The 21,840-nt window shown below is 39.3% G+C and carries 20 protein-coding genes; 5 read left to right on the top strand and 15 right to left on the bottom strand.

The window, feature by feature from the left end; translation table 11 throughout:
* Positions 1-331: 331 nt before the first annotated feature.
* On the bottom strand, positions 332-1,186 hold the full coding sequence (locus I8752_RS07855) for an FAD-binding domain-containing protein (protein WP_214431755.1): 855 nt from the start codon (positions 1,184-1,186) through the stop codon (positions 332-334).
* A gap of 217 nt (positions 1,187-1,403) precedes the next feature.
* Complete coding sequence (locus I8752_RS07860) at positions 1,404-1,862, bottom strand: DUF3592 domain-containing protein (RefSeq protein ID WP_214431756.1); 459 nt, start codon at positions 1,860-1,862, stop codon at positions 1,404-1,406.
* A gap of 652 nt (positions 1,863-2,514) precedes the next feature.
* Between I8752_RS07860 and I8752_RS07865 the strand changes: the two genes are divergently transcribed.
* The gene (locus tag I8752_RS07865; protein ID WP_214431757.1) at positions 2,515-2,892 is read left to right on the top strand and encodes a hypothetical protein; all 378 of its coding nucleotides are present in this window, start codon (positions 2,515-2,517) and stop codon (positions 2,890-2,892) included.
* Here the strand turns inward: I8752_RS07865 and I8752_RS07870 are convergent.
* The 9 genes from I8752_RS07870 to I8752_RS07910 form a co-directional block, all read right to left on the bottom strand.
* Positions 2,889-3,029 (bottom strand): hypothetical protein, encoded by a 141-nt coding sequence (locus tag I8752_RS07870; protein WP_214431758.1) that lies wholly within the window; start codon positions 3,027-3,029, stop codon positions 2,889-2,891. The two genes, I8752_RS07865 and I8752_RS07870, sit on opposite strands and share 4 nt — an antisense overlap.
* Positions 3,030-3,108: 79 nt before the next feature.
* Positions 3,109-3,684, bottom strand: coding sequence for a Uma2 family endonuclease (locus tag I8752_RS07875; protein WP_214431759.1), 576 nt, complete (start codon positions 3,682-3,684; stop codon positions 3,109-3,111).
* 168 nt (positions 3,685-3,852) lie between these two features.
* Positions 3,853-4,173, bottom strand: a complete 321-nt coding sequence (locus tag I8752_RS07880; protein ID WP_404827082.1) for a DUF5615 family PIN-like protein — start codon at positions 4,171-4,173, stop codon at positions 3,853-3,855.
* A gap of 32 nt (positions 4,174-4,205) precedes the next feature.
* Positions 4,206-4,451, bottom strand: a complete 246-nt coding sequence (locus tag I8752_RS07885; protein WP_214431761.1) for a DUF433 domain-containing protein — start codon at positions 4,449-4,451, stop codon at positions 4,206-4,208.
* A 201-nt stretch (positions 4,452-4,652) separates the two neighbouring features.
* On the bottom strand, positions 4,653-5,330 hold the full coding sequence (locus I8752_RS07890; protein ID WP_214431762.1) for a zinc-ribbon domain-containing protein: 678 nt from the start codon (positions 5,328-5,330) through the stop codon (positions 4,653-4,655).
* A gap of 28 nt (positions 5,331-5,358) precedes the next feature.
* On the bottom strand, positions 5,359-5,727 hold the full coding sequence (locus I8752_RS07895; protein WP_225895509.1) for a hypothetical protein: 369 nt from the start codon (positions 5,725-5,727) through the stop codon (positions 5,359-5,361).
* 428 nt (positions 5,728-6,155) lie between these two features.
* Complete coding sequence (locus tag I8752_RS07900; protein ID WP_214431764.1) at positions 6,156-6,491, bottom strand: XisI protein; 336 nt, start codon at positions 6,489-6,491, stop codon at positions 6,156-6,158.
* A complete protein-coding gene (locus I8752_RS07905; protein ID WP_214431765.1) occupies positions 6,479-6,898 on the bottom strand; it encodes a XisH family protein in 420 nt (139 codons plus the stop codon). Before I8752_RS07905 ends, I8752_RS07900 begins: the two co-directional genes overlap by 13 nt.
* A 105-nt stretch (positions 6,899-7,003) precedes the next feature.
* A complete protein-coding gene (locus I8752_RS07910; RefSeq protein WP_214431766.1) occupies positions 7,004-10,990 on the bottom strand; it encodes a magnesium chelatase subunit H in 3,987 nt (1,328 codons plus the stop codon).
* 388 nt (positions 10,991-11,378) lie between these two features.
* Between I8752_RS07910 and I8752_RS07915 the strand changes: the two genes are divergently transcribed.
* The 3 genes from I8752_RS07915 to I8752_RS07925 all read left to right on the top strand — a co-directional run bounded on the left by I8752_RS07915 (position 11,379) and on the right by I8752_RS07925 (position 13,718).
* Complete coding sequence (locus I8752_RS07915) at positions 11,379-12,665, top strand: glycosyltransferase family protein (RefSeq protein WP_214431767.1); 1,287 nt, start codon at positions 11,379-11,381, stop codon at positions 12,663-12,665.
* 97 nt (positions 12,666-12,762) lie between these two features.
* Entirely contained in the window at positions 12,763-13,137 is a 375-nt protein-coding gene (locus I8752_RS07920; protein ID WP_225895510.1) for a hypothetical protein, read from the top strand.
* A 2-nt stretch (positions 13,138-13,139) separates the two neighbouring features.
* Positions 13,140-13,718: a hypothetical protein gene (locus tag I8752_RS07925; protein WP_214431768.1), complete on the top strand. Its 579-nt coding sequence runs from the start codon at positions 13,140-13,142 to the stop codon at positions 13,716-13,718.
* A 22-nt stretch (positions 13,719-13,740) separates the two neighbouring features.
* On the opposite strand, the gene I8752_RS07930 is transcribed toward I8752_RS07925, so the two are convergent.
* Positions 13,741-14,127, bottom strand: a complete 387-nt coding sequence (locus tag I8752_RS07930) for a hypothetical protein (RefSeq protein WP_214431769.1) — start codon at positions 14,125-14,127, stop codon at positions 13,741-13,743.
* Between the two features lie 579 nt (positions 14,128-14,706).
* On the opposite strand from I8752_RS07930, the gene I8752_RS07935 reads away from it, so the two are divergent.
* Positions 14,707-15,402: a M23 family metallopeptidase gene (locus tag I8752_RS07935; RefSeq protein ID WP_214431770.1), complete on the top strand. Its 696-nt coding sequence runs from the start codon at positions 14,707-14,709 to the stop codon at positions 15,400-15,402.
* Between the two features lie 20 nt (positions 15,403-15,422).
* On the opposite strand, the gene I8752_RS07940 is transcribed toward I8752_RS07935, so the two are convergent.
* The 3 genes from I8752_RS07940 to I8752_RS07950 form a co-directional block, all read right to left on the bottom strand.
* The gene (locus I8752_RS07940; protein WP_214431771.1) at positions 15,423-17,888 is read right to left on the bottom strand and encodes a C1 family peptidase; all 2,466 of its coding nucleotides are present in this window, start codon (positions 17,886-17,888) and stop codon (positions 15,423-15,425) included.
* Between the two features lie 70 nt (positions 17,889-17,958).
* Positions 17,959-21,369, bottom strand: a complete 3,411-nt coding sequence (locus I8752_RS07945; RefSeq protein ID WP_214431772.1) for a WD40 domain-containing protein — start codon at positions 21,367-21,369, stop codon at positions 17,959-17,961.
* 115 nt (positions 21,370-21,484) lie between these two features.
* Positions 21,485-21,673: a hypothetical protein gene (locus I8752_RS07950; protein WP_214431773.1), complete on the bottom strand. Its 189-nt coding sequence runs from the start codon at positions 21,671-21,673 to the stop codon at positions 21,485-21,487.
* Positions 21,674-21,840: the final 167 nt, after the last annotated feature.

Below are 21,840 nucleotides of genomic sequence, written 5' to 3' on the forward strand. Positions count from 1 at the left end.
CCCCTCTTCTGTCAGTCTCCGAAAACATTTGCCATTTCTGAATTCTAGAGCTTTTGTACAGCAAGCGATCGCGCGATTATTTTCTAATAACAAATTCAAGAGCAATTTTTTTCTAATAGTATAGGTTGTATTGATTGCCTCGTGAGACTTCTAGCAATCGCCCTCACGGAGAGTGACAGAAGAGGGTTACAGCAGATTTCAAGTGGTGAGGTACAAATAATTGTAAGGGCGAATGTAACAGCGCCCCTACTTGTGTACTTCATTTACCTGGAAAACGCTGTAAAAATGAGTAATTCAATTTTTAATTTTATATTTTTAATTTTTAATTGATTTATCTCCCCCTGCTTTCCTTCCTTCTCTTCCCGCGTTGCCAACTTTGACTATTGGCTTGTTTAGTAAATTCGCCGTTGGGAAAAAGTTTTTGTTCCAATTCTTCATAACTACCTTCAAAGTCACAATGACCGTAAAGAGGACATTTCTGGCAATAAACGCCTTCGGTGTAGCGTTCTAAGTTTTCACGGTTGAAAAAGTAGGGTTTATGGCTAAAGGTGCTGGCAATCCACTGCCATGACATATTATTGCTAGCAGGATCGCCATCTAGCAGATGTTCGAGAAACCATTTGGCTCCAGTTTGCCAACGAATGCGTCGCCAATGCACAATGTAAGCGGCTAGCCACATGCGGACATGGTTGTGTAAGTAACCAGTTTCTTGTAAGTTGCGGCTAAAACTGTCGATGCAAACTCGACCTGTTGTACTTTGTTTAATATCTTCTGGAAAATCTGCTGTGTAGTCTTTTTGGGTGTAACCCGTTTTGTATTCTTCTTGGTCTTGCCAGATACCATTGCCTAACTTAATGTATAAACGCTGCCAATAGTCACGCCAGGCTAACTCATTAATCAGTTTAGTGACTTCATCTGGATGCTGTACTTTTTCAAGTGCATAATCCCGAATTTCTCGCAAGCTCAAAACCCCATAACGAATGTAAGGCGAAAGTTGGGTTACGGCTCCTGTTAAAAAGTTACGTGTTTTTGCGTAGGCTGCTGGGTCTACTTTTTGCAGTGCTTCTTGCGCTGCTTTACGTCCCCCTACTGTATCACTGATGCGATCGCCTCTTTGTGCTGCTGTTGGAAACTGTTCGCTAATATAAGCTATTAATTCATCGCGGCTGGAAAATTGACGTAACATACCTGTTAAATTTCACAAAATAAATGGTAGCAACTTATAACCACGATCGACAGGTTAAATAGTTGCGATCGCTAACTCTATTTAAGCTTAGATGCAAAGTGTCTGCACTTGATGTCAGCTAGCAATTTAACTGTTGCTCAACCCAATCTACTATTTTGCTTGACTAATCTGATAGCTTCTTAATGCGTAATCAGTGGTAAATCTTTCTCATATTCTTTTACTTAAAACTCCTCAAACTAGGAAAGGATTTGATTAATACAATTCCTCCAATTAACGTAAAAGTTAAACCTAAACTGGTAAAGATAATTGGAAGCAACCAAAGTTCAAACCGAGAGTTAATCATAGCAGAATTGGGCTTTTGCGGATTGTATAATACTTCTACTTGCTGACCTTTACTAAATGCTGGTGGGTTGCTACCTGCGTTTGCTTCAAATACCGTAGGTTCGCCAGAACGGTCTGTAAATTTCACCACTGGATGATAGACAGAAGAGGAGTAACCTTCACTATCAGTTGACGAACGCAGCACTAAATCGATTATTGTGCCTTGTGCTGATATTGCTGTGGCAACAAAGGAATGAGTATTCAGTCCAAAGATTATGCCTATGACAGCAAATATGCTGCCAATACCAGTAAATATAGAACCAAAAATGCGAGGGAACATTACATCTTCATTCATAGGATGTTGACAAATGATACAGATATTGAGTCAAGGTTAGCGTAAATAAATACTTCCGGAAAATTTAATTACACAATATTTTATATTGCCTATCCAGTCAGAAGTATTTCGGAAAATTTAGCTAAAGTTTGCACCTATATACCAGATTTTTCCGAAAAACAGCTAATTATATTTGATGTTAATTGCTAAGACCATATTCTATCGATTTTATGCACTTATGAGCCAAAAAATAGCTTTTATTGTAGTAAGTGCCATTTCATCATCGACAGTTCTTGAGGACATAACCGCATGAGTTTTGTGGAGTAAAAATAAAATACTACTTAATAGTTGTAAAATTTTTTCATGTCAGAGTTTTTACACTCCGAATCTAACGTGCGTTCTTGCAGAGATTAATTGATATTGAGGAGAAAACGTGAAATTGCATAAGTTATTGTATATTTTTACTTTAATAGAGATTGCGACGTTCGTGAGTGTACCTGTATTTGCTCAAATAACGGAGACTCCTTCCAAGTCTTCACAGCCGAGTTGTCGTGCGACTAAAGTAGACACTCCAATTTTTAAAGAACCCTCAACATCATCCAACGCTATCAGAATCTTATCTGCAAAGACAAAGGTCTCTTTAGCATATATACCAGCTAGTGGAGACAAATTTGTGAGAATTCAATCTCCTACTTCGGGATTTATTCAGACTGCTGTGCTAAAGTTTTGTGAAACGAATAGCAGTGATGAAAAACCGTGGAATAAACCGACGATAGGCAATACATGTCGGCAAATCGTACAACCTGAAATTATTATCCGTCGCCAACCAAGTACAAAAGGAACGTACATCATAACACTTTATCCAAATACAATAGTATATGCAAATTTAACTACAGGTAATGTAGTTAAGTCATACAAATCTGAAAATTACATCTGGGTAGAAATTGACCTTTCTAGAAGTTTTCCTGGTGAGTTATCTGGTAATGGTTGGATAGTGAATACTGATTTAGTAAATACTCCTGGATTAAGTAGTCTATCTTATTGTAATTAGTAGCTCATTTGGATACAAATTTTACTATTTCTTTGAGAAGAAACAAAAGCGATCGCTTGTATCTTAAGAGTGCTGCGATCGCTCTTTCTTAGCTCAACTTTATCCATTGTGAAAGATAAAACAATAGCCTTATACATGAATTTATCCGAATCCGAATATTTATTAGTGTGATGACAGTAAAAGCTTTTAACAACTCGTAGTTTTGATGAATATTGATTACCAAATCGTCTCAACATTCAAAACAAACCCAACTAGGACATTTTCCCCTGATACTGAAGCAGGAGATTCCAAAACCTCAACCTCCTTTCCTTTTCTATAAATTTCTAATTGTCGAGATTTTCGATTAATTAAAAAACCTAAAATTACACCATTATCTATATATTCTTTCATCTTGTCTTGTGCAGCTTTCAAACTATCGCTTGGGGAAAGTAACTCAATTACAAAATCCGGAGAAATGGGAGGAAACTTTTCTTTTTCATCCTCAGTTAAAGCATCCCATCGTTCCAACTTTATCCAAGCAGCATCAGGCGAACGATCTGCACCGTTGGGCAATTTAAAACAAGTAGAGGAATCAAAAACTATACCTTGTTTACTTTGTTCATTCCAAACCCAAAGTTGAGCAGTTATTCCTGCATTACGATTCCCCGTTCCTCCCCCCGTAGGTGGCATAATAATTAATTCTCCCGTAGCAGTGCGTTCAAACCTTAAATCACGGTTTGCTTGACATAGCTTGAAAAACTGCTCATCTGTCAGTTCCACTACTGATTGCAGATTTACGATTAAAGCATTCATAGTGATATTGCAACTAGAAAAATTAAGGCAGTCAAAGTCCCTAACTTACAGACTATTCTATCCCCTGAGTTTTTCTCCATATATTACTGCGATCGCATTTACTACTGCCTGAATAGATTTTCAGCGATCGCTAATTCTATGATGACGAAGATAGCCTTTTTTCAGCATTCAATTCTCAAGCCTACGAATGCGAATTGCTGTTGGTGTAATCACAGTAAAAGCTCCTAGTAATTCAGCATTGTGTTGATTGATTGCATTGGCAATAATTTCTACTTTGCTAATTATTGATAACCCCGCTAATCGAATTAATACAACACCTGAAGCAATACGTCGTAAGCGGAACACTAACTCCCCAAAATCTTTATCAGATGTTAATAATATTGCTTCTTCTTGATTAGCCAAATCCAGCACTACATCATCTGAAATTCCTGGTTGCATTTCAGCAACGTACCACACTAAATGACCATCTTGGCGCAAACGTTCAACAATCTGCTAATCTAAATTCTCATCTGCTAGAAATTTCAAAAAGCGTTCTCAACAATAGGATAAATCACATCATATCGTAAAGCCTCAGCTGCAAATGCTAAAGCTGCTTGAATAGCTTCGCGTGTGAGTCGTGGATGTGATTCTAAAATTTGTTCTGGGGTTTCACCAGCAGCCAACTTTTCTAAGATTAACTCAACGGTGATGCGTGTTCCAACAATCACTGGTTTCCCCATCATTACCTTTGGGTCGGATACAACCAGTTGTTTAAGATGCTTTTGCATAGTTTTTGCTCGTGGCTTGCTTTTCCTACAATCATACTAGCGAGATAGCGATCGCCTTGCAGAAAACCTCAAAAACAAAGCGAGCGCTTGTTATGGAAGTTCAAAGAAGAGGCGGTCGCCTTGCAGAAAACCTCAAAAATAAAGCGAGCGCCAATTGTCGAAGAGTGAGCGATCGCACTTCATATTTTTATAAATGGATACTTATCTCGGATTCCACTGCCAACTGTTTTTGCATTTAGGGCAAGTAAGGGTCAATATGCCTAAATTGCTGGGTACACGCAGCTTTTGAGAACAATTTGGACATATAGTAATAATTTTTTCATCCTGTAGTGATTGATCGTCGAAAAGCTGTCCTACAAGTTTATAAGCTTCACTAAGAGGAATCTGCCCATTCTCGACAGCTTGAATCAACTGATAAGCATCTTCGGCACTAAGCAAATTTAGCTTAAGCGGCTCTTTTAAAAACACATAGAAGTCTGTAATGTCATGCTCCTTAACTTCAGAGCGCTTATCTTTTGCTTCAACTTCTCTCAGCTTTTCTCGATATTCATGCAAAAGCTGATTACGTTTACCTTCGTTAAAGCCACCATCTTTGATTAATCTAGATATGCCATAGACTGCTGCTCCACCAGCGACAGCAGCACCAGCTACAAGTCCCACAGGAGCAGCTACAACCATACCAATACCTGTTAGGGCTGTAATGATTGGTATTGAAGCTGTCGTTGTTCCGAAGAATGCGGCAGCAGCACCAGCACCAGCAACACCTAATGCAGTGATTCCAACATCAGCAAGAATTCCAACTTTATCATCTGGATTTCGCTCTAACCGCTCAATTGTTCTCAGAAGTTGTTCTTTATTCGGATTTTGATTGTTTGACATTTTGAGCCTTTAGGATTTGGGAATAAAACTAACTATTAGTAACGTCACGAAACACGCAGCCAAAAACATCTGCAAGAAGTGCAAAAAAGTGTTGAGCAATTTCCATAAGGTCTTCACCTACACCTTGGAATTGCTTATCAAGTCTATGCCCAACTATTGCACCAATTGTAGTAATCGTTATTCCCAACATTGCTGCCACTGGCGCTAGAAGCTGTCCTAGAAAAGGTATTGAGGTTAATAGACCTGCAATACTACCACCAACAACAGCACCGATACCAGCACTTAAAACCAGAAAAGGATGTGCTTTCACAAATTCAATAATCTTAATAAGCACAATCTTGCCTACAGAAAAGGCTCTACCTGCTACTTTCTTTGTGTAAGTAAGAATTTCGTGCAATCGGCTGACAACTTCTTCTGGAAGTCCCAGTTCCTAAAGTTGGATGTAAAGTTCACTACTTTTTACCAACTCTGCTTCTGAATTCCAAAGTGCTAATTTAAGATTTGCTTGTGCTATTGATAATTTTTGGTTCATCGCTATTGCCCAAAACATAGATTGCTATGAACTTTAGGCTAATCTCATTACGAACATTTGAGATTCGTGATTATACGAAATTTGATTGCGAGTCTACGAACCTGTCTTTTTTCTATATCCCGTGAAAAATCTTATAAATGAGGAAAACACGGTATTATCGTGCCTCTTACTTTATTGATTATTTATAAACCAATACATTTCAGCAAAGACTAAAACCTTTTTTACCATCATATTAACACAGGAGTTGGGGTTAATATTTATTAAGTCGCGCTTGGAGATTTTCAAAACATCTCCTAACTAACAGCATATTCTGTAAACTGCCTCATAAAAGGAGACTGGAAGCCTAACACAATGTCTTCCTTGAGAACTCCCTCAGCTACCAAATTAGCTGCAATATCATCTTCTGTACCATTCCACTGAAGCCAAATTTTTCCACCCTTAATGTCAATATGGATGATACAACTATGTACCCAGTCTTGACCTTCCCAGCCTACATGAACTATTTGATAATGGTCGCGTTCTCTATCAAAAATCGTTTCAACTTCTATATTTTCAGAAGCTGGTTTTTGCTCGCTATAATCATGTAATATTTGTTGTACAAGCTGGCGATATCGAGTTAATCTATCCATTGGGAAATCACCTCTTGTTCTACATCATATATAAGCATTTTAACTTGATTTTCTGCTATCATATATTTAGGAAAATCAAGTTGAAAAAATGTTTTGTAAATTGTTAAAGGCACTGCTAAATACAAAACACGTTCTGGTTGTCGCCGCCGTAATGCGGCTCTATAATTAATAAACTGTCCTAATGCTGTATGAAACTCTGAAATAGCAGACGACTTCTCTAAAAAACTTTTGACTTCGACTGCAATTTTTTGTTTTTCACGTTCTGCTGCAATCAGCTTTTCTGCGCCTAAATCAATCGAAAGATTAACTCCTCCCACGCTAATTGTGAGTGGATCGTTAGTAATTCGCCAACCATCTTTCTGTAAAGCTGTTTTGACAACTTCATGAAAGACATCTTTAGCAGACATACATATCTATAATTATATATTTGATTTTCATTTAGCCGCATTTTACACAATTTGCCAAAGATGTAGAGACGTTTTATTGAACGTCCCTACATTTATGATTAGGGATTATTCTATCCCTTCAATTCGGTCTTCAACTTCTTGGTACAACTCGCGCAGCAAGTCTAAATTGCTTTCGCTAGTCTCCCAATAACCGCGACCATTCACTTCCAACAAAGTTGATACAACTTTGCGGAAAGAATGAGGATTGAGATTCATCAATCGCTGACGCATTGCTTCATCTTTGATGAATGTTTCGTTAGTATCCTCGTAAATCCAGTTATCCACAGCGCCGGCTGTCGCACTCCAACCCATTGTATTTACCAACCGCTTGGAGAGTTCGCGTACACCTTCGTAACCGTGAGACAACATCCCCTCATACCATTTGGGATTTAATAATTTGGTACGGGCATCTAAGCGCACGGTTTCTGATAATGTCCGCACTTGGGCGTTAGCTGTGGTGGTATCTGCAATGTAAGATGCTGGTATTTTGCCATCACCCCGCAGACTTGCCACAAGTTTGGTGGGATCTGAGTCGAAGTAGTGGGAAACGTCCGTTAAGCTAATCTCGGAAGAATCCAGATTTTGGAAAGTTGCATCAGCAGTTTTTAAAGTGCTTTCAAAAATCTGCCGGGACTCGTCCATCATTCCAGGGTTATCGGAGTTGAAGGCGAAGGATTTCCGCTTTAGGTACATTTCCTGTAACTCGGCTTCGCTTTCCCAAGTGCTGTTTTCCACTGCCAAGTTGATATTTGACGAGTAGGAACCAGAAGCGTTGGAGAAAACGCGAGTCGCTGCTTGACGCAGGTTAACCCCCAGTTCTTCGGCTTGCTGCAAAGCATGTTTGCGGACAAAGTTCATTTCCAAGGGTTCATCCGCTTCGGCTGCCATTTTCACTGCTTGGTCTAGCAAATTCATCTGGTTGATGAACAAGTCGCGGAATACACCAGAACAGTTAATCACCACGTCAATTCTGGGACGACCCAACTCTTCTAAAGGTATTAACTCCAACTTGTTCACCCGTCCCAAGGTATCGGGAACCGGACGCACACCCACCATCCACATGATTTGCGCTAGGGATTCGCCATAAGTTTTGATGTTATCGGTTCCCCAAAGAACGCAGGCGATGGTTTCGGGCCATTTACCGCCATTTTCGGCTTTGTTACGTGCTAAAAGCCGATCTACAACGATTTTGGCTGATTGTACTGCTGCTGTGGTCGGGATTGATTGGGGGTCGAGTGCATGGATATTCTTACCTGTGGGCAATACATCCGGGTTACGGATGGGATCGCCGCCAGGGCCGGGTAGAATGTACTCGCCTTCTAAACCTTGGAGTAATCCTCCGAGTTCGTTGTCCGCACAAACTTGCTGCAAGCAGAATTCTAAGTATTCAAACAAGGGTTTCAAGGCTGCACCATCCACCTTGGGATAACCTGCTTTATGCAATGCTTCCACCCAAGGTTCTTTTTTACCCATATTGAAGAAATTCAACCGGGAAACTAAAGAAACCCGCCCTTCAGCGTCGGTTTGTTCTTTGACAAGGGCGCTAACAGCTTCGCGGGTTGCTAAGGTGATGTCTTGCAGTAGCTGGACATCTTCTAAAAGACCTTTGTCGCTATTTTGGTAAATCTCGTCAATGTTGCGTCCCAAGCTGTTGGCGATAATTCTGGGCAAGCTTTGAATTTCTTCTTCTGGACGGTCTAAGCTGGCAATATTAACCAGAGTTGCCACGGCTTCTTCTGCACTCGGCGGTTTCCCAATGATATGCAACCCACAAGGCAATAACCGAGACTCAATCTCCATCAACTTGCGGTAAACGCTGCCGACGATATTATCCCGCTCCTCTGCGGTCATATCTTTGGCATCGGTTTCCGGCAAGATAATATCTTTATCCAAGTTCACCATCCGGCACTTATCCATGATGGTGTTAACAATGGGAACGCCGCGTCCGGTATCTTTTAAGGTTTGGTAAGAAGCGATTAACTCACTGAGTTCCTTCAAACCTTTGTATAAACCAGCATTTTCGGCAGGAGGTGTGAGGTAAGAAATTGTCTCGGCATAACCCCGACGCTTGGCAATTGTCGCTTCGCTAGGGTTATTGGCTGCGTAATAATACAGATTGGGAATTGTGCCAATTAAGTTATCTGGATAACATTCGCCAGACATGCCCATCTGCTTACCGGGCATAAATTCTAAAGAACCGTGAGTGCCAAAGTGCAACACAGCGTCAGCTTGCCAAACTTGCTCTAGGTAAGTGTAGTAGGCTGCAAAACCGTGATGGGGACTCGCAGAACGAGAGAACAACAACCGCATCGGGTCGCCTTCGTAACCGAAGGTAGGCTGTACGCCGATGAAGACGTTACCGAATTGTTTGCCGTAAATCAGCAGATTTTGCCCGTCGCTGTTGAGGTGTCCGGGAGGTGGTCCCCAATTTTCCTCTAAGCGTTGAGAATAGGGAGTCAATGCTTCATACTCTGGCACTGACATTTTGTAGGCGATGTTGAGTTCGGGACTGCTGTACTGCGCTTGGGCATCGTGGATGACTTCTTGCATCAATGCTTCGGCTGATTCTGGCAATTCTGGTACGTCGTAGCCGTTGTTTTTGAGGGCTTTCATCACCTCGTAGATGGAACCGAATACATCCAAGTAAGCAGCTGTGCCGACGTTGCCTTTATCTGGTGGGAAGCTGAAAACAGTGATGGCAACTTTTTTGTTGAGTTTGGGTTTGCGACGAAGGTTAGCCCATTTTAACGCTCGTTGTGCTACTGCTTCGATTCTGTCTTGGAGAGCGATCGCTTTCCCGGTTGCCCCATCTCTACCCGATAATATAATCGGCTCAATTGCCCCATCCAATTCTGGAATGGCTATTTGCAAAGCTACTTGAATCGGATGCAAGCCTAAATCGCTATCCATCCACTCTTCGGTGGTTTGGAAAACTAAGGGCAATGCCACCATGTAAGGACGATTTAAGCGTTTGAGCGATTCAATTGCTTTGGGATGGTCTTGTCTGGCTGGCCCGCCTACCAAAGCAAAACCAGTCAGCGATATCACTGCATCCACCAACGGCATTTTAGAAGTCGGTTCGTAAAAGTATGCATCAACAGGCTTGGAGAAGTCCAAACCGCCAGCAAATACAGGCAGTACTCGTGCCCCCAGTGCTTCCAACTCCTGCACAATTGCCACATAATGGGCATCATCACCTGTAACTAGGTGAGTGCGTTGCAATACCAAGCCTACACAGGGAGCTAAGGGATCTTTCAGATTTTTGGAAATATCTTTGCGGGTAGTGTACCAGTTGAGGTATTCTCTAACATCCTCAAACATGTTGGGAGCTAAAGGATGCCAAATCCCTAAATCTGGATAAACTACTGGTGCTTGATATTCAACAGATGCAACATTTTGTTTCTCTAGACCTTTAAATACATATTTATCAGCTAGCATCAGCAAGAAGTTTTCCAAGTTGTCTGGAGAACCCCCTAGCCAATACTGAAAACTCAGCATGAAATTTCGTGCGTCCTGTGCCTTGTCCATTGGTAGGAACTTCAGCACTTGTGGCAGCGTTCGCAGCAGCTTTAGCATTCCATCTTGGAATCCCGCGCCGGATTTTTCCTTGCGTTTCCGCATGAATTGTGCGATCGCACTCTTCGACTGTCCCAACTGTGCCAAGGAAAAGCTGCCCATTTTATTTAGGCGCATCACCTCTGGCATTGATGGGAATACTACGGCAACGTCCAAGCGATCGCGGTGTGGTTCGACTGCTGTAACTACCTTCTGAGCTAAGTCTTCGATGAAAATAAGTGAGGCGATAAAAATATTGGCACTCTCCATATCCCGTTTGAACTCTTGATAGTTCTCTGGATCTCGGAGTTCTTCAATCAAGTAACCGCTGATTTCAATCGCCAAGTTAGGATTGTTAGAATTAATCGTGCGAACCGCTTGTGACAATGCACTCTGGTACTGGGACTCAAGCACGACATAGACCACCTTGATTAAATTACGTCCGCGTAAATTATCTGGCGCAATATGTCTAATGGTGGACTTGACGTGGGTGAACATGCAGACAGGCTCCTTTGATGCGCGTTCTCTACTGGAAGTTCTTAGCGGTTTGCGCCGCGACAGATTACTTCTTCTCTTTAGGCAATATGAGTTTTTTATCAGAAAAACCTTACCCAGAGGGAATTTTATTCCTTATCTGACACAAATCGATATAAAAAAAGAAATATTTATTAACTAATATTGACAACTAATGAAAGTAATTAATTCAATTTATGTAACAAATACTTAATATTAAGTGAGTGGTGACTGGTGATTAGGTATTGGGTACTAAAGAAGAGAATTTGCGAGAATAACAACTGACCCCTTCGGGATTCATCAGTCGCTCATGGGGGAAACCCCCAAGACCGCGCTGATTCACCACTGACCACTGACAACTGACAACTGACCAATGACTAAACAAGCAGTTGATATTTTAGTTCTCTCCAATGGGCCTGGAGAGGTGACAACTTGGGTGCGTCCAGTAGTAAAAGCTCTACGGCAAAAACTAGGAGATGACCGTTCTGTTGCGAGAATTTCCGTAGTGTTATCGCCATGCCCCAATGCTACTGGTAAAGAACCTGCGATCGCTCGTTCTTACCCAGAAGTTGATAGAGTTCAAGAAGCAGAGCATTTTTGGCAATTTTTGCTTTGGGGCAAGACTTTTGAGAATTGGGATTGGAGAAGTCGTGGTGTAGTAATTTTCCTCGGTGGCGATCAAATTTTCCCCGTAGTCATTGGCAAAAAATTGGGATATCGCACAGTTGTTTACGCCGAATGGGAAGCCCGCTGGCATAACTGGATTGACCGCTTTGGCGTGATGAAAGCACAAGTCGCTAAAAACATCTCTCAAAAACACGCTCACAAATTCACCGTTGTGGGAGATTTGATGCTAGAAGCACAAGAACAACTCCTAACTTCTCACTTTTGTACAAGCGAACGGCCGGTCGCCCCAACTGAATTAATTGGTCTTTTACCGGGTTCAAAAGCTGCAAAATTAACCCAAGGAATACCATTAGAGTTAGCCATTGCTGAATATATCCACGCTAAAAGACCCCAAACCAAGTTTGTGATTCCCGTCGCCCCAACTTTGGATTTACAAACTTTAGCTAGTTTTGCAGATCCGCAGAAAAATCCTTTTGTGCAAACTTTTGGCTTTAATGGTGCTTCTTTAATTGTTTCAAAGGAAAGCACCAATAATTCAACACTCAAAACGCAGAAGGGCTTAATTATAGAACTGTGGCAAGAAACGCCGGCCTATGACTTATTATCCCAGTGCCGTATCTGTCTGACTACAGTAGGGGCAAACACTGCTGAACTCGGTGCTTTAGGTGTGCCGATGATTGTTTTGCTCCCGACGCAACAACTAGATGCTATGCGTTCTTGGGATGGTTTGCCAGGGTTACTAGCGAATTTACCAGGAGTAGGTTCTAGCTTTGCTAAAGCGATCAACTGGCTCGTGTTGAAACGTAAAGGTTTATTAGCATGGCCAAATATCTGGGCACAAGAGGAGATAGTACCAGAACTTGTAGGCAAACTCCAAGCGCCAGAAGTTGCGGACATAGTATTAGACTTGTTAGATAATCCAGAAAAATTGGACGAGATCAGAACCAAGCTGCACAGCGTTCGTGGCGAAAGTGGCGCAGCACAGAAAATCGCACAGATTGTTTGCGAGGAAATGGGGAAGCAAGAGCAGTAGTAAGAAATGGGCAGAATTTAATTTGAATTAGGAATATTGATTTTTTATCCCTATACTGAAAAACTTACATGCAGTTAGGTAAAAGTGAGTTCTTCTTTTGTATGTAAATCCCGACCCAAATTTTTTTGGAACTCTAACCAATCAAACTTATAGAGTTGAGCGTAAAAATCTGGAGATTATCAAAAAGCACATAAGTAAGTTTGATAATTTTTTACCTAACCAAAAAATGATTGAAAGACTTCAGCAAGCTTTAGATTCAGGACAAAAAATTTCTGGAGCTGATGCTAGTTTCTATTTTCACGAACTAAAAGAAGCTGAGTTCATGGAACAAGGTTATGATTGGTATACAGCTCATCCTATGGCCATAGCACACTATGGTGTATCACCATATAGCTTGTATCATCCTGAAGTAATTAAAGCTTATCCAGAAGATTTCAATAAAAATTGGACAAAAGCTTGGGGAATTGAGTAAATATGAAATCACTCGATCTAGGTTTAACTGGAAAAGCTCGTATTTGGCAGGATGAACCATTATGTTTTCCTGGAGATTACCGACCTGTTTTTTATCCTGTAGAAGATGAAAGGATAGAAACCATACTCGATAATGCAAAAGTTGGTTCAATCTCTAAAACAGAAGTAATGATTGAGATATTAGTGCCTTTAGGAGCTAGGTTTTTATATGGTTGCTTAGGTGCTATTTTTGAACCAAACGATTCTGGCAAATTAGTATTGAAGGTTAGTATTGCCACGGAATCAGAACGCCAACTCAATACTTCTCTTGCATCATCATTAGATATAGTGAGAGTTGGCATAACTGAAGAGTACGTCCCTAGTGTTACTGATGGTGCAAGATTAAAACTTCAAGAACCCGGAGTTAGCGACATACTTGGGTCTGGCGAAATTTCTTTTAATAGGGGTGCATTTGGCGAAATAGGCTCCTCTAAAGCATTTTTTCACGATCTAGGTTATGCAGTTATTGAAGTGATAGTTCGAGATAAAGGAAGCTCTTACAATATTAAGCCACCCTTGAAAAAGGTTCTCGAACAATTTTGATGAACTTCTAATAGGTCAGCAATCAATCTGAAGATTGCCCATCGCGTCGCCCTAGTTCATAAATACCGGAACCCATACAGGCAAGTATGCCCATGCTGATTGCCCAACCGCGACCTAAACTTATTTCTACACCCCAGTTACATAAAGCGCCAATAATTAAAAAAGGCACGATGCTAAACAGTGATGCATAAAAGGCATTTTGGGATTCTCTAGCTTTACGAGTCTTTTCAAACTCTGACTGACTAGTGTAGAGCGATCGCTCGGCAAAGTTAAACCAGCGGCTTAATTGCTCCATCACCCATTCACTGACTGGGGAAAAACCTAGATATAGCGCCAAAGACCACAAACTCGCTCCGGCGATCGCGATCGTGTCTAACTCAAAACGAAAAGGCAAAATTTCAGTCAGCATGGCTTGGGTGAGTCCTGCAAATGGTCAACTGAACCTCTTATCAATGCCCAACTGACCTTTTCAGCAATTTTAAGCATAAAGATTAACAGTATTTCAATTGCTTGGCAACTCTCTATCGGTCAAATTGCTCTAGCTGACTGATGAGTTGCAAGAACTATTTACATGTCAAAATTTATATATTTCCACTACTCAGTATATACGTAATAATTACTAAAAATGTTTGTGTATAAAATTATTAAACCGTAACTGCTAGCAACTAACTGTATATTAACATTTAGCTAACAAGTAACCATGCTAATTAAAAATATACTAGTTGATTGAAAACAAATCAAATATGTAATTATTATTTTTTAATCTATTTTGGTTAATTAAAAACTTACAAATACAAGTTTGACAGGAGCGCGCATTCTGTCGTATGCTACATCACTAATATAGCAATATCTTGAAGAAGAATAGTGCAATGTAAGTAAAAATAATGTGTATATTACACTATTTCTATAGCAATAAATTTAAATTTTGAGTATAGATTTTTAATAAATTTATAGTTATTTAAAATATTTACGATTTGAGGATAAAATAATGAGTAAGCGGCAAAAAAGAACGCTATTCTATGGAATTAATCTGTTGATATTAGGATGGGTAACTATAAGTTTAGGTACTCTATTAACTGAGTCAAAAATTGTGATAGCTAAAGAAGTACAGCAAAAGAAAGTAACGACATACAGCAGCTGGCTAGGAGCTTCTTTTCCTGTAGAAAACTTTCAAGGTTACACGTCTGCTTTTGGTTATCGTCATTCTGCAACTGGCGGTTCTAAGTGGGAATTTCACGGTGGTTTAGACATTGCTGCTCCACAAGGTAGTTACATTCGCAATTGGTGGGCTGGTACGGTAATTAAAGTTGGCGATCGCAATGCCTGTGGTACTCATATAGTAATTAAATCAGGAGAATGGGAACACACATATTGCCACATGCAAGGAAGCGTCGAAACCGCACAAGGTCATCGTTATTTAATCGACCGTGCAGGTGGAATTCAAATTTGGGAAGGACAAACAATACCAACGGGATTCAGAATTGGTAGGGTAGGAATGACTGGACGCACTACTGGACCTCACCTCCACTGGGGATTGAAGTATGCCAACAATTATGTAGACCCTGCACTAGTTTTGCGGGAGATGTTTTCCCAGCAGCAAATTGCTAGAGGCGCGTCAAGGTTTAATTCTCAACAGTCGCAAGTCACTATTCAAGAATCAAACACTCGTGATTCTGGTTATTAAATGAGGATTATCCTCCTTGTTTACCTTGATTGTTTTTTCTTTAGTTGGTCTGACTGATCTTGATTTTCTCCTCCTGAGCCGTTGCCTTTCTGATCTTGATTGTTTCCTCCACCGCTGGCTGACTGTCCAAAGTTACTTTCATCAAACCACTCTGCCTTCAGCAATGACCACCAAGCAGCTGTAAGTCCGGCTAAAACATAGTCATAGGGAAGCCATCCATAACCGTTTTCTCCCCATTCAGATCCCCAAGAGTTTCTAACTAAGAACGCACCTTTTGAGTAGTGCTGGCGATCCGCACATCGGATAAATTTGTAATCATCATACCCAACTACAACAGCAGTGTGTCCACCAACGACTTTATCTTTGTTAGGATCGGGATATGGAATATAACCTTTTTTAACATTAGTCTCTTCGTATACAGAACTATAAAGCGTTAATCCAAAAATACAAGGAAAACCCGCAGCTAAAACGGCCTTAACCTGAAACAAAAGGCTCTCTGTAGTAATGCCAGCATAATCTAAAAGAAAGTATTTGAGTGTTTTGTAATTTTGTGCATAAGCATAGCAATAAGGAGGTGGTTCTTCGTTGACATTATCTTCGTCATACGGCCAAGATTCTTCCGGAGGAACACCAAATAAAGCTAGTGCTTTCATCGTTTCTCGTATAGATACTCCAACATCCCCTTGAACATTCATTTTGTTGCGTGCGGTCTGATAAAGAAATAGAGGAGAAGCATCTGTTGTTTTACCAAAATTTCTATTTTCAAAATACTCTAACAGTGCGATCGCAGCAAAAGCAGTACAAGAATTCAGCGAACCTTGATCTCTCACAGGAGAACACCAAAAGCTCAAATCAATTACACCTGGGAGAAGAAAAAATAGCTTTTTATTTGGTTGATTTGGTTGCTTTGATATTGTTAATTCATTGATATAGTTATTAGTAACTATAGGAATGTGTAAATCTAAAGTTGGAAATAATCCTGCTTTTTTCTGTTCATTATTGTTTGATGAATTACGATAATTAAATAATAATTCAATTTCAAAAACTTCTTGTTTATCAAAAATATTGCTTTTAACTTCTTTATTTTCAGCAACTGCTTGTGCAATCTCAGTCTCTGCATTTGAAATATACTTTTCAAAACGATTGAGGTATTTTTTTAGCAAAAAATACACTAATATATGATTTTTATCTTTTTGTTTTTCTGATTCAATAGAATAAATTTCTTGTTTAATAAGAGATAAAACTTGAAGAATGGCATCTCTTACTAATTCTGTTTCTGAATATTCTGGTTCAATATTTCGATTATTAGAAAAATCATCCTGATTAGCAACTTTTTCAAATTCTTCAAAGCCGTGTTCGATAATTTCTTTCCAAGTCTTATTTCTCCATTTTGCCAAAGGATAAAGTATTCGAGTTACAACTGAAAATATTGGATCGATTACATATGAATTTATTAAGATTGCTATAATATTATTGTTTGAAATACAAAAGCTACTATCTTTTTCATTTACACTATCTAAAATTCTTAGGAGATTATTTTCTATAGTACTAATATCTTCATAGTTATCTGTCAAATCAAGTATTTTTTGAAATAAAGTTTCTTCAACCTCTATTTTTTTGAGAAAACTATATTCAAAAATTTTTTCTAAAACAATTCTGGTCGGAAAATTCTTCTTGTCTGAGAATTCTTTTGATATTTGTTCACGTGACTTCAAAATCAAAACATTTACGAGTTTCTCAAATTCTTTGCTTGGTATTAAAGAGTTAACAGAAAAAAATTTTATTTTAGATAAAGCTCTTGGACGTATTGAATTTTGTTTTGGCTCTATATAATATTTAAGTTTTTCCAATGTATCAGGCTGAGAGAAATATTCATTAAAAGTGGTATAAGTTTCAAGTCCCACTATCCCATCGTCCATAATACAGGAACGACGCTGGAAATCTTTTACAAGTGATTGAGTTTTTAGATCGTACTTTTCTTGTCCCATCCAATTCATCCACTCTACTACGTTGTCTGTAACGCTAAAATCTTCAAAACTACTATTTTCACCTTGAATATATCCTCCTATTAATAAAATACCTAGGTACTTCCTGAGTTCTAATATTTGTTTTGAAAGGATACTTTCATATTTAATATAATTAAATATTTCTTTATTATTTGTATCTTTATCTTCGGTAATTTCTCGCAGAAACTTATGAACTCTAACTTTTGCAAATAGAACATTACCAAATATATTATTTTTAATTTTATCTATTCTATTTTGCTTGCAATTATCATGTTTAACTAAATCTGAAACAATATTAATTAATTCTTCTATAGCTGTGTCAAAATTACCAGTTCTTTCTTCTCTTTTAAATCTAAGTTTACTCTTAATTGCATCCTGGTTATCTAGATTATAATCGCGTAGGTCTGGATAGTCCGGTATCCAACCTAGTCCTTTTTTGCGAGCGTTATTACTTTGTTGATTTCTATCTTTACTTTCCATAATTTAAACCTCAGATTTTTACTTATCAAATTGACCAAAAAATAGATTAGAGTAGTACTTATTTTGGGAGCTAATCACAAATATCATGAGGACTATTCTGATTATTCTTTAAATAATCACTTAACCAATTGCATCCTCGCTCTATAAATTTATCCATATTTAAGTTATCTACATTCCATAACAGCAGTGTCTTGTCTGCACTAACAGTAGCCAGCATTGTACTATCAGGGCTAAATTTGACTGAATTAACTACATCTTGATGTCCTGTAAAAGTAGTAATCAATACACCTTTATAATTCCATATTTTTACTGTACCATCATCACTAGCAGTAGCAATCATTCGACCATTAGGACTAAAATCCAAACCCCAAATTCCAGCAACATGACCTTTCAAAGTATTTAACAGAACACCATTCAGATTCCACAATTTCACAGTGTTATCTTCACTAGCAGTAGCAATAACTTGACTATCTGGACTGAAACGAATGTTATAAACTGGTGCATTATCAGCTTTCCAGCTATGCAAAGAAGTACCATTACTGTTCCAAAGTTGTATTGTTCCATCCTGACTAGCAGAGGCAATTTTCTTACCATCAGCACTAAAGATGACACTATAAATTCGTGTAGAACCTGTCTGTAGATTCTTTAGGAATTTGCCGTCTTGAGTCCAAAGTTTTACAGTTCCGTCAGAACTAGCAGAGCCTATTATTTTGCTATCCGGACTGAAACTGACATTATTAACAGCATCACTATGCTTTATTAGTGGAGGTTTGAGTTCTTGTCCTTGTAAGTTCCAGCGCCTAACAGTTTTGTCATTACTGCCAGTTGCAATTATGCTGCTATCTGGGCTGAAGCTGACACTATAAACATTGCCAGAGTGGCCTTTGAGCGTTTTGAGTTCTTGACCCTGTAAGTTCCACAGTTTTACTGTTGTGTCACCACTAGCAGTTGCAATTACATTACCTTTAGGGCTGATATCAACACTGTGAATTGGTTCGCTGTGTCCAGGGACAGTAATTAGCCAGTCATTTATTCGCCAAAGTTTTACTGTTTTGTCATTACTAGCAGATGCCAGAATATTTCCTTGAGAGTTGAAACTCACACTATTTACTGGCCCTTTATGTCCTGCTAGGGTTGCTAATAATAAATGTTTTTGGCTACTCCAAAGTTTTACTGTCCCATCACGACTAGCAGTAGCAATAGTTTGATCCTCAGGGCTGAAAATAACATTGGTGACTGGGGCTGTATGTCCGATAAGCTGGTATTGCTTATTTCTCTTGTTCACATCCCAAAGTATAACTGTATTATCGTTACTAGCAGAGGCGAGAGTTTGACCGTTAGGGCTAAAACTCACACTCAAAACTACCTTTTGATGTCCTTTGAAAGTGGCAATCAAATTACCTTGAAGATTCCAGATTTTTACTGTTTTGTCTTGACTAGCCGTCGCAATTGTCTGGCCATCGGGACTAAAACTGACGCTATAGATTTGTCCAATATGATCTTTTAAGGTTGTCAATAGACGACCATTTAGTGTCCAAAGCTTGGCTGTCTTGTCTGCCCCAGCAGTTGCAATAATCTGCCCGTTGGGGCTAAAACTTACACTCCAAATACCACCTTTATGACTGAAAGTTAAAAGAAGTTTACCTTGTCGATTCCAAAGTTTTACAGTCCCGTCTCGGCTAGCTGTGGCAATTGTTTTACCGTTGGAACTGAAACTCACATCTACAACTGGCTTGGTGAATCCTTGTAAATTGAAGAGTTTCTTTCCATCTACACTCCAGAGTTGGACGGTTCGATCGTAGCTAGCAGTGGCAATTTTTTTACCATCAGGACTAAAACTAACTTGTGAAACAAGGTCTTGATGTCCTTCTAAGCGATCGCTCTCTCTAACGCTGTAAACTGCATTGCTAAGTACTTCCATTACTTGAGTTTGCAGTTCGCGGTTGTTACTAAACCAAAAAGAGTTTTTTAGCTGCTTTGCTGCTTTTAGGGCATCAATTAAGGCATCAAAAGTATTTCGATTGCTGATGTATCTTGCGTTTGAAGATGTTGTTAGTGCCTGGATTTGATTCCAGTCTGCTTCTCTCCACTTACCAGCTGCAAAGATGGCAATTCCTGTGATGCAAACTAAAGATGCGATCGCAATTCTAGTTATTTGCTTTTGTGTTTTTAACTCCAATCGTTTCTGAATCTCGCGCTGTTCTAATTCTTGACTGGCAGCTAAAAACTGATAATCTATATCGCTTAAACTTTTACCTACTGACCAAGTTTGAGCATCTTGTAATGCTTGTCCTCGCAATAAGCGCGATTCATCCTGACACTTAGAACGAACCCATATATTCAGTGCTTGGGCATAAGGGCGTAATTTCGTTAGTTGTTTGTCACACCATTGCTGGTTAAATACCTCTGCGTAAAGGCGATTATAAATTCGCAGCTTCCCATCGCGCTTTACTACCAATCCTGTCAGCCGCAGTTCAGCTTGTTCGGGACTATCATCGGCTACTACTTCTTTTTGTTGCAAAATTTGCTGACACAAACCTAACAATCTGCCGCTACGCTGTTCGCCGCTATGTAAAATGCGATCGCGGATTGTTTTTAAATGTTCTGGTTCGTCGTGGACTTCCCAATTTTCGATAATATGCGATCGCACCAGACGCTCTATCGACTGTACAATGGATCCTTCTTTCTTTATATCTTTGCTATATTGCAACAGCAATTTACAAACCTTCTGCGTTAAAAAAGGTTGTCCCCCTGTCCAGTCCAATACAACCTCAATTAATTCTTCACAATCGCCAATAGCTGCTAGTCCTTGTGCCAAAGGTTTTGCCTCTGACAGTTGAAATCCTGTCAAGTCAATTGCAGAACCAATATTAAAGGGCGTTCGCCGTTTATCAACAATCAAGTCTGAAGGTGTAGACACCCCTATCAAAGCAAAGACAAGTCGGGCGTAGTCGCTTTGAGTTGCCCGACGGTTATAACAGTCCCGAATCACTGCAAAAAAGTCATCCAAGTTAAATTGGAGACTCAGAATACTATCAATTTCATCAATAAAAATAACAATTTTGTCAGTAACTTCTACTAAAAGTACAGTTTCAATAAATTTGCTCAACCTTTGCACAGAAGATAGTAAACCGTTTTCCTCCCACCAAGTATTCAAGTCAAAGGTGGTGTAAAGGTTAAGACTGCCCACTAAAGTATCAATTACTCCGGCATACCATTGTTCTGATGTAATGTCTGCTGTTCCAATAGCAGTAATATCGATCGCAGCACAAGCAACTCCTTCTGAGAGCAACTGCTGCATCACCTGTACTCGCAAGCTAGATTTCCCCATTTGTCGGGAGTTGAGTACATAACAGAACTCTCCTTTTTTTAAATTCTCGTAGAGGTCAGAGTCAGCCTGCCTTCTGACATAGGTTGGTGCATTAATAGGTAAACTGCCTCCAAGCTGATATTCATAGGCTGGTTGAGGAGATGCGTTCATTGTTCGCTAGACTTCTTGCAAAAGTCAGTTTACATATCACTGACTATTTATCACACTTTTGTTTACCATTTATGCAATAAGTCTGATATTCGCTGATTTAATTCATATTTCTAATTTATTTGAGTTCTTCTAGCACAAAAAGTCCTTCTGAGTGCAGTATACGTTGCTGCTCATTGGTTAGGTGGTTGAATAACCCAGTTTTTTGAAAGAGTGAAAGGATTTCTTCTTTTGTGATATTCAAAGCGTTTTTTAGATTGAGATTGTTAGGTTGAGCAACGACGGTAGCCGAAGGAATTAAAGACACAAAAAGTATCAGCAAAACACGTATCAAATGCTTCGCAAGTAAAAATAACAAAGTTAATTATTTTTAGAATAAATAGTTACGTATCTACAATGCTTAAAATTCAAGTGTTAAAACCAGTGAACAATTACTGAAATTACTGCACGTAAGTTGAAAATATAGTAAATATT

The organism is Dendronalium phyllosphericum CENA369 (assembly GCF_016056275.1).
Lineage (GTDB): Bacteria > Cyanobacteriota > Cyanobacteriia > Cyanobacteriales > Nostocaceae > Dendronalium > Dendronalium phyllosphericum.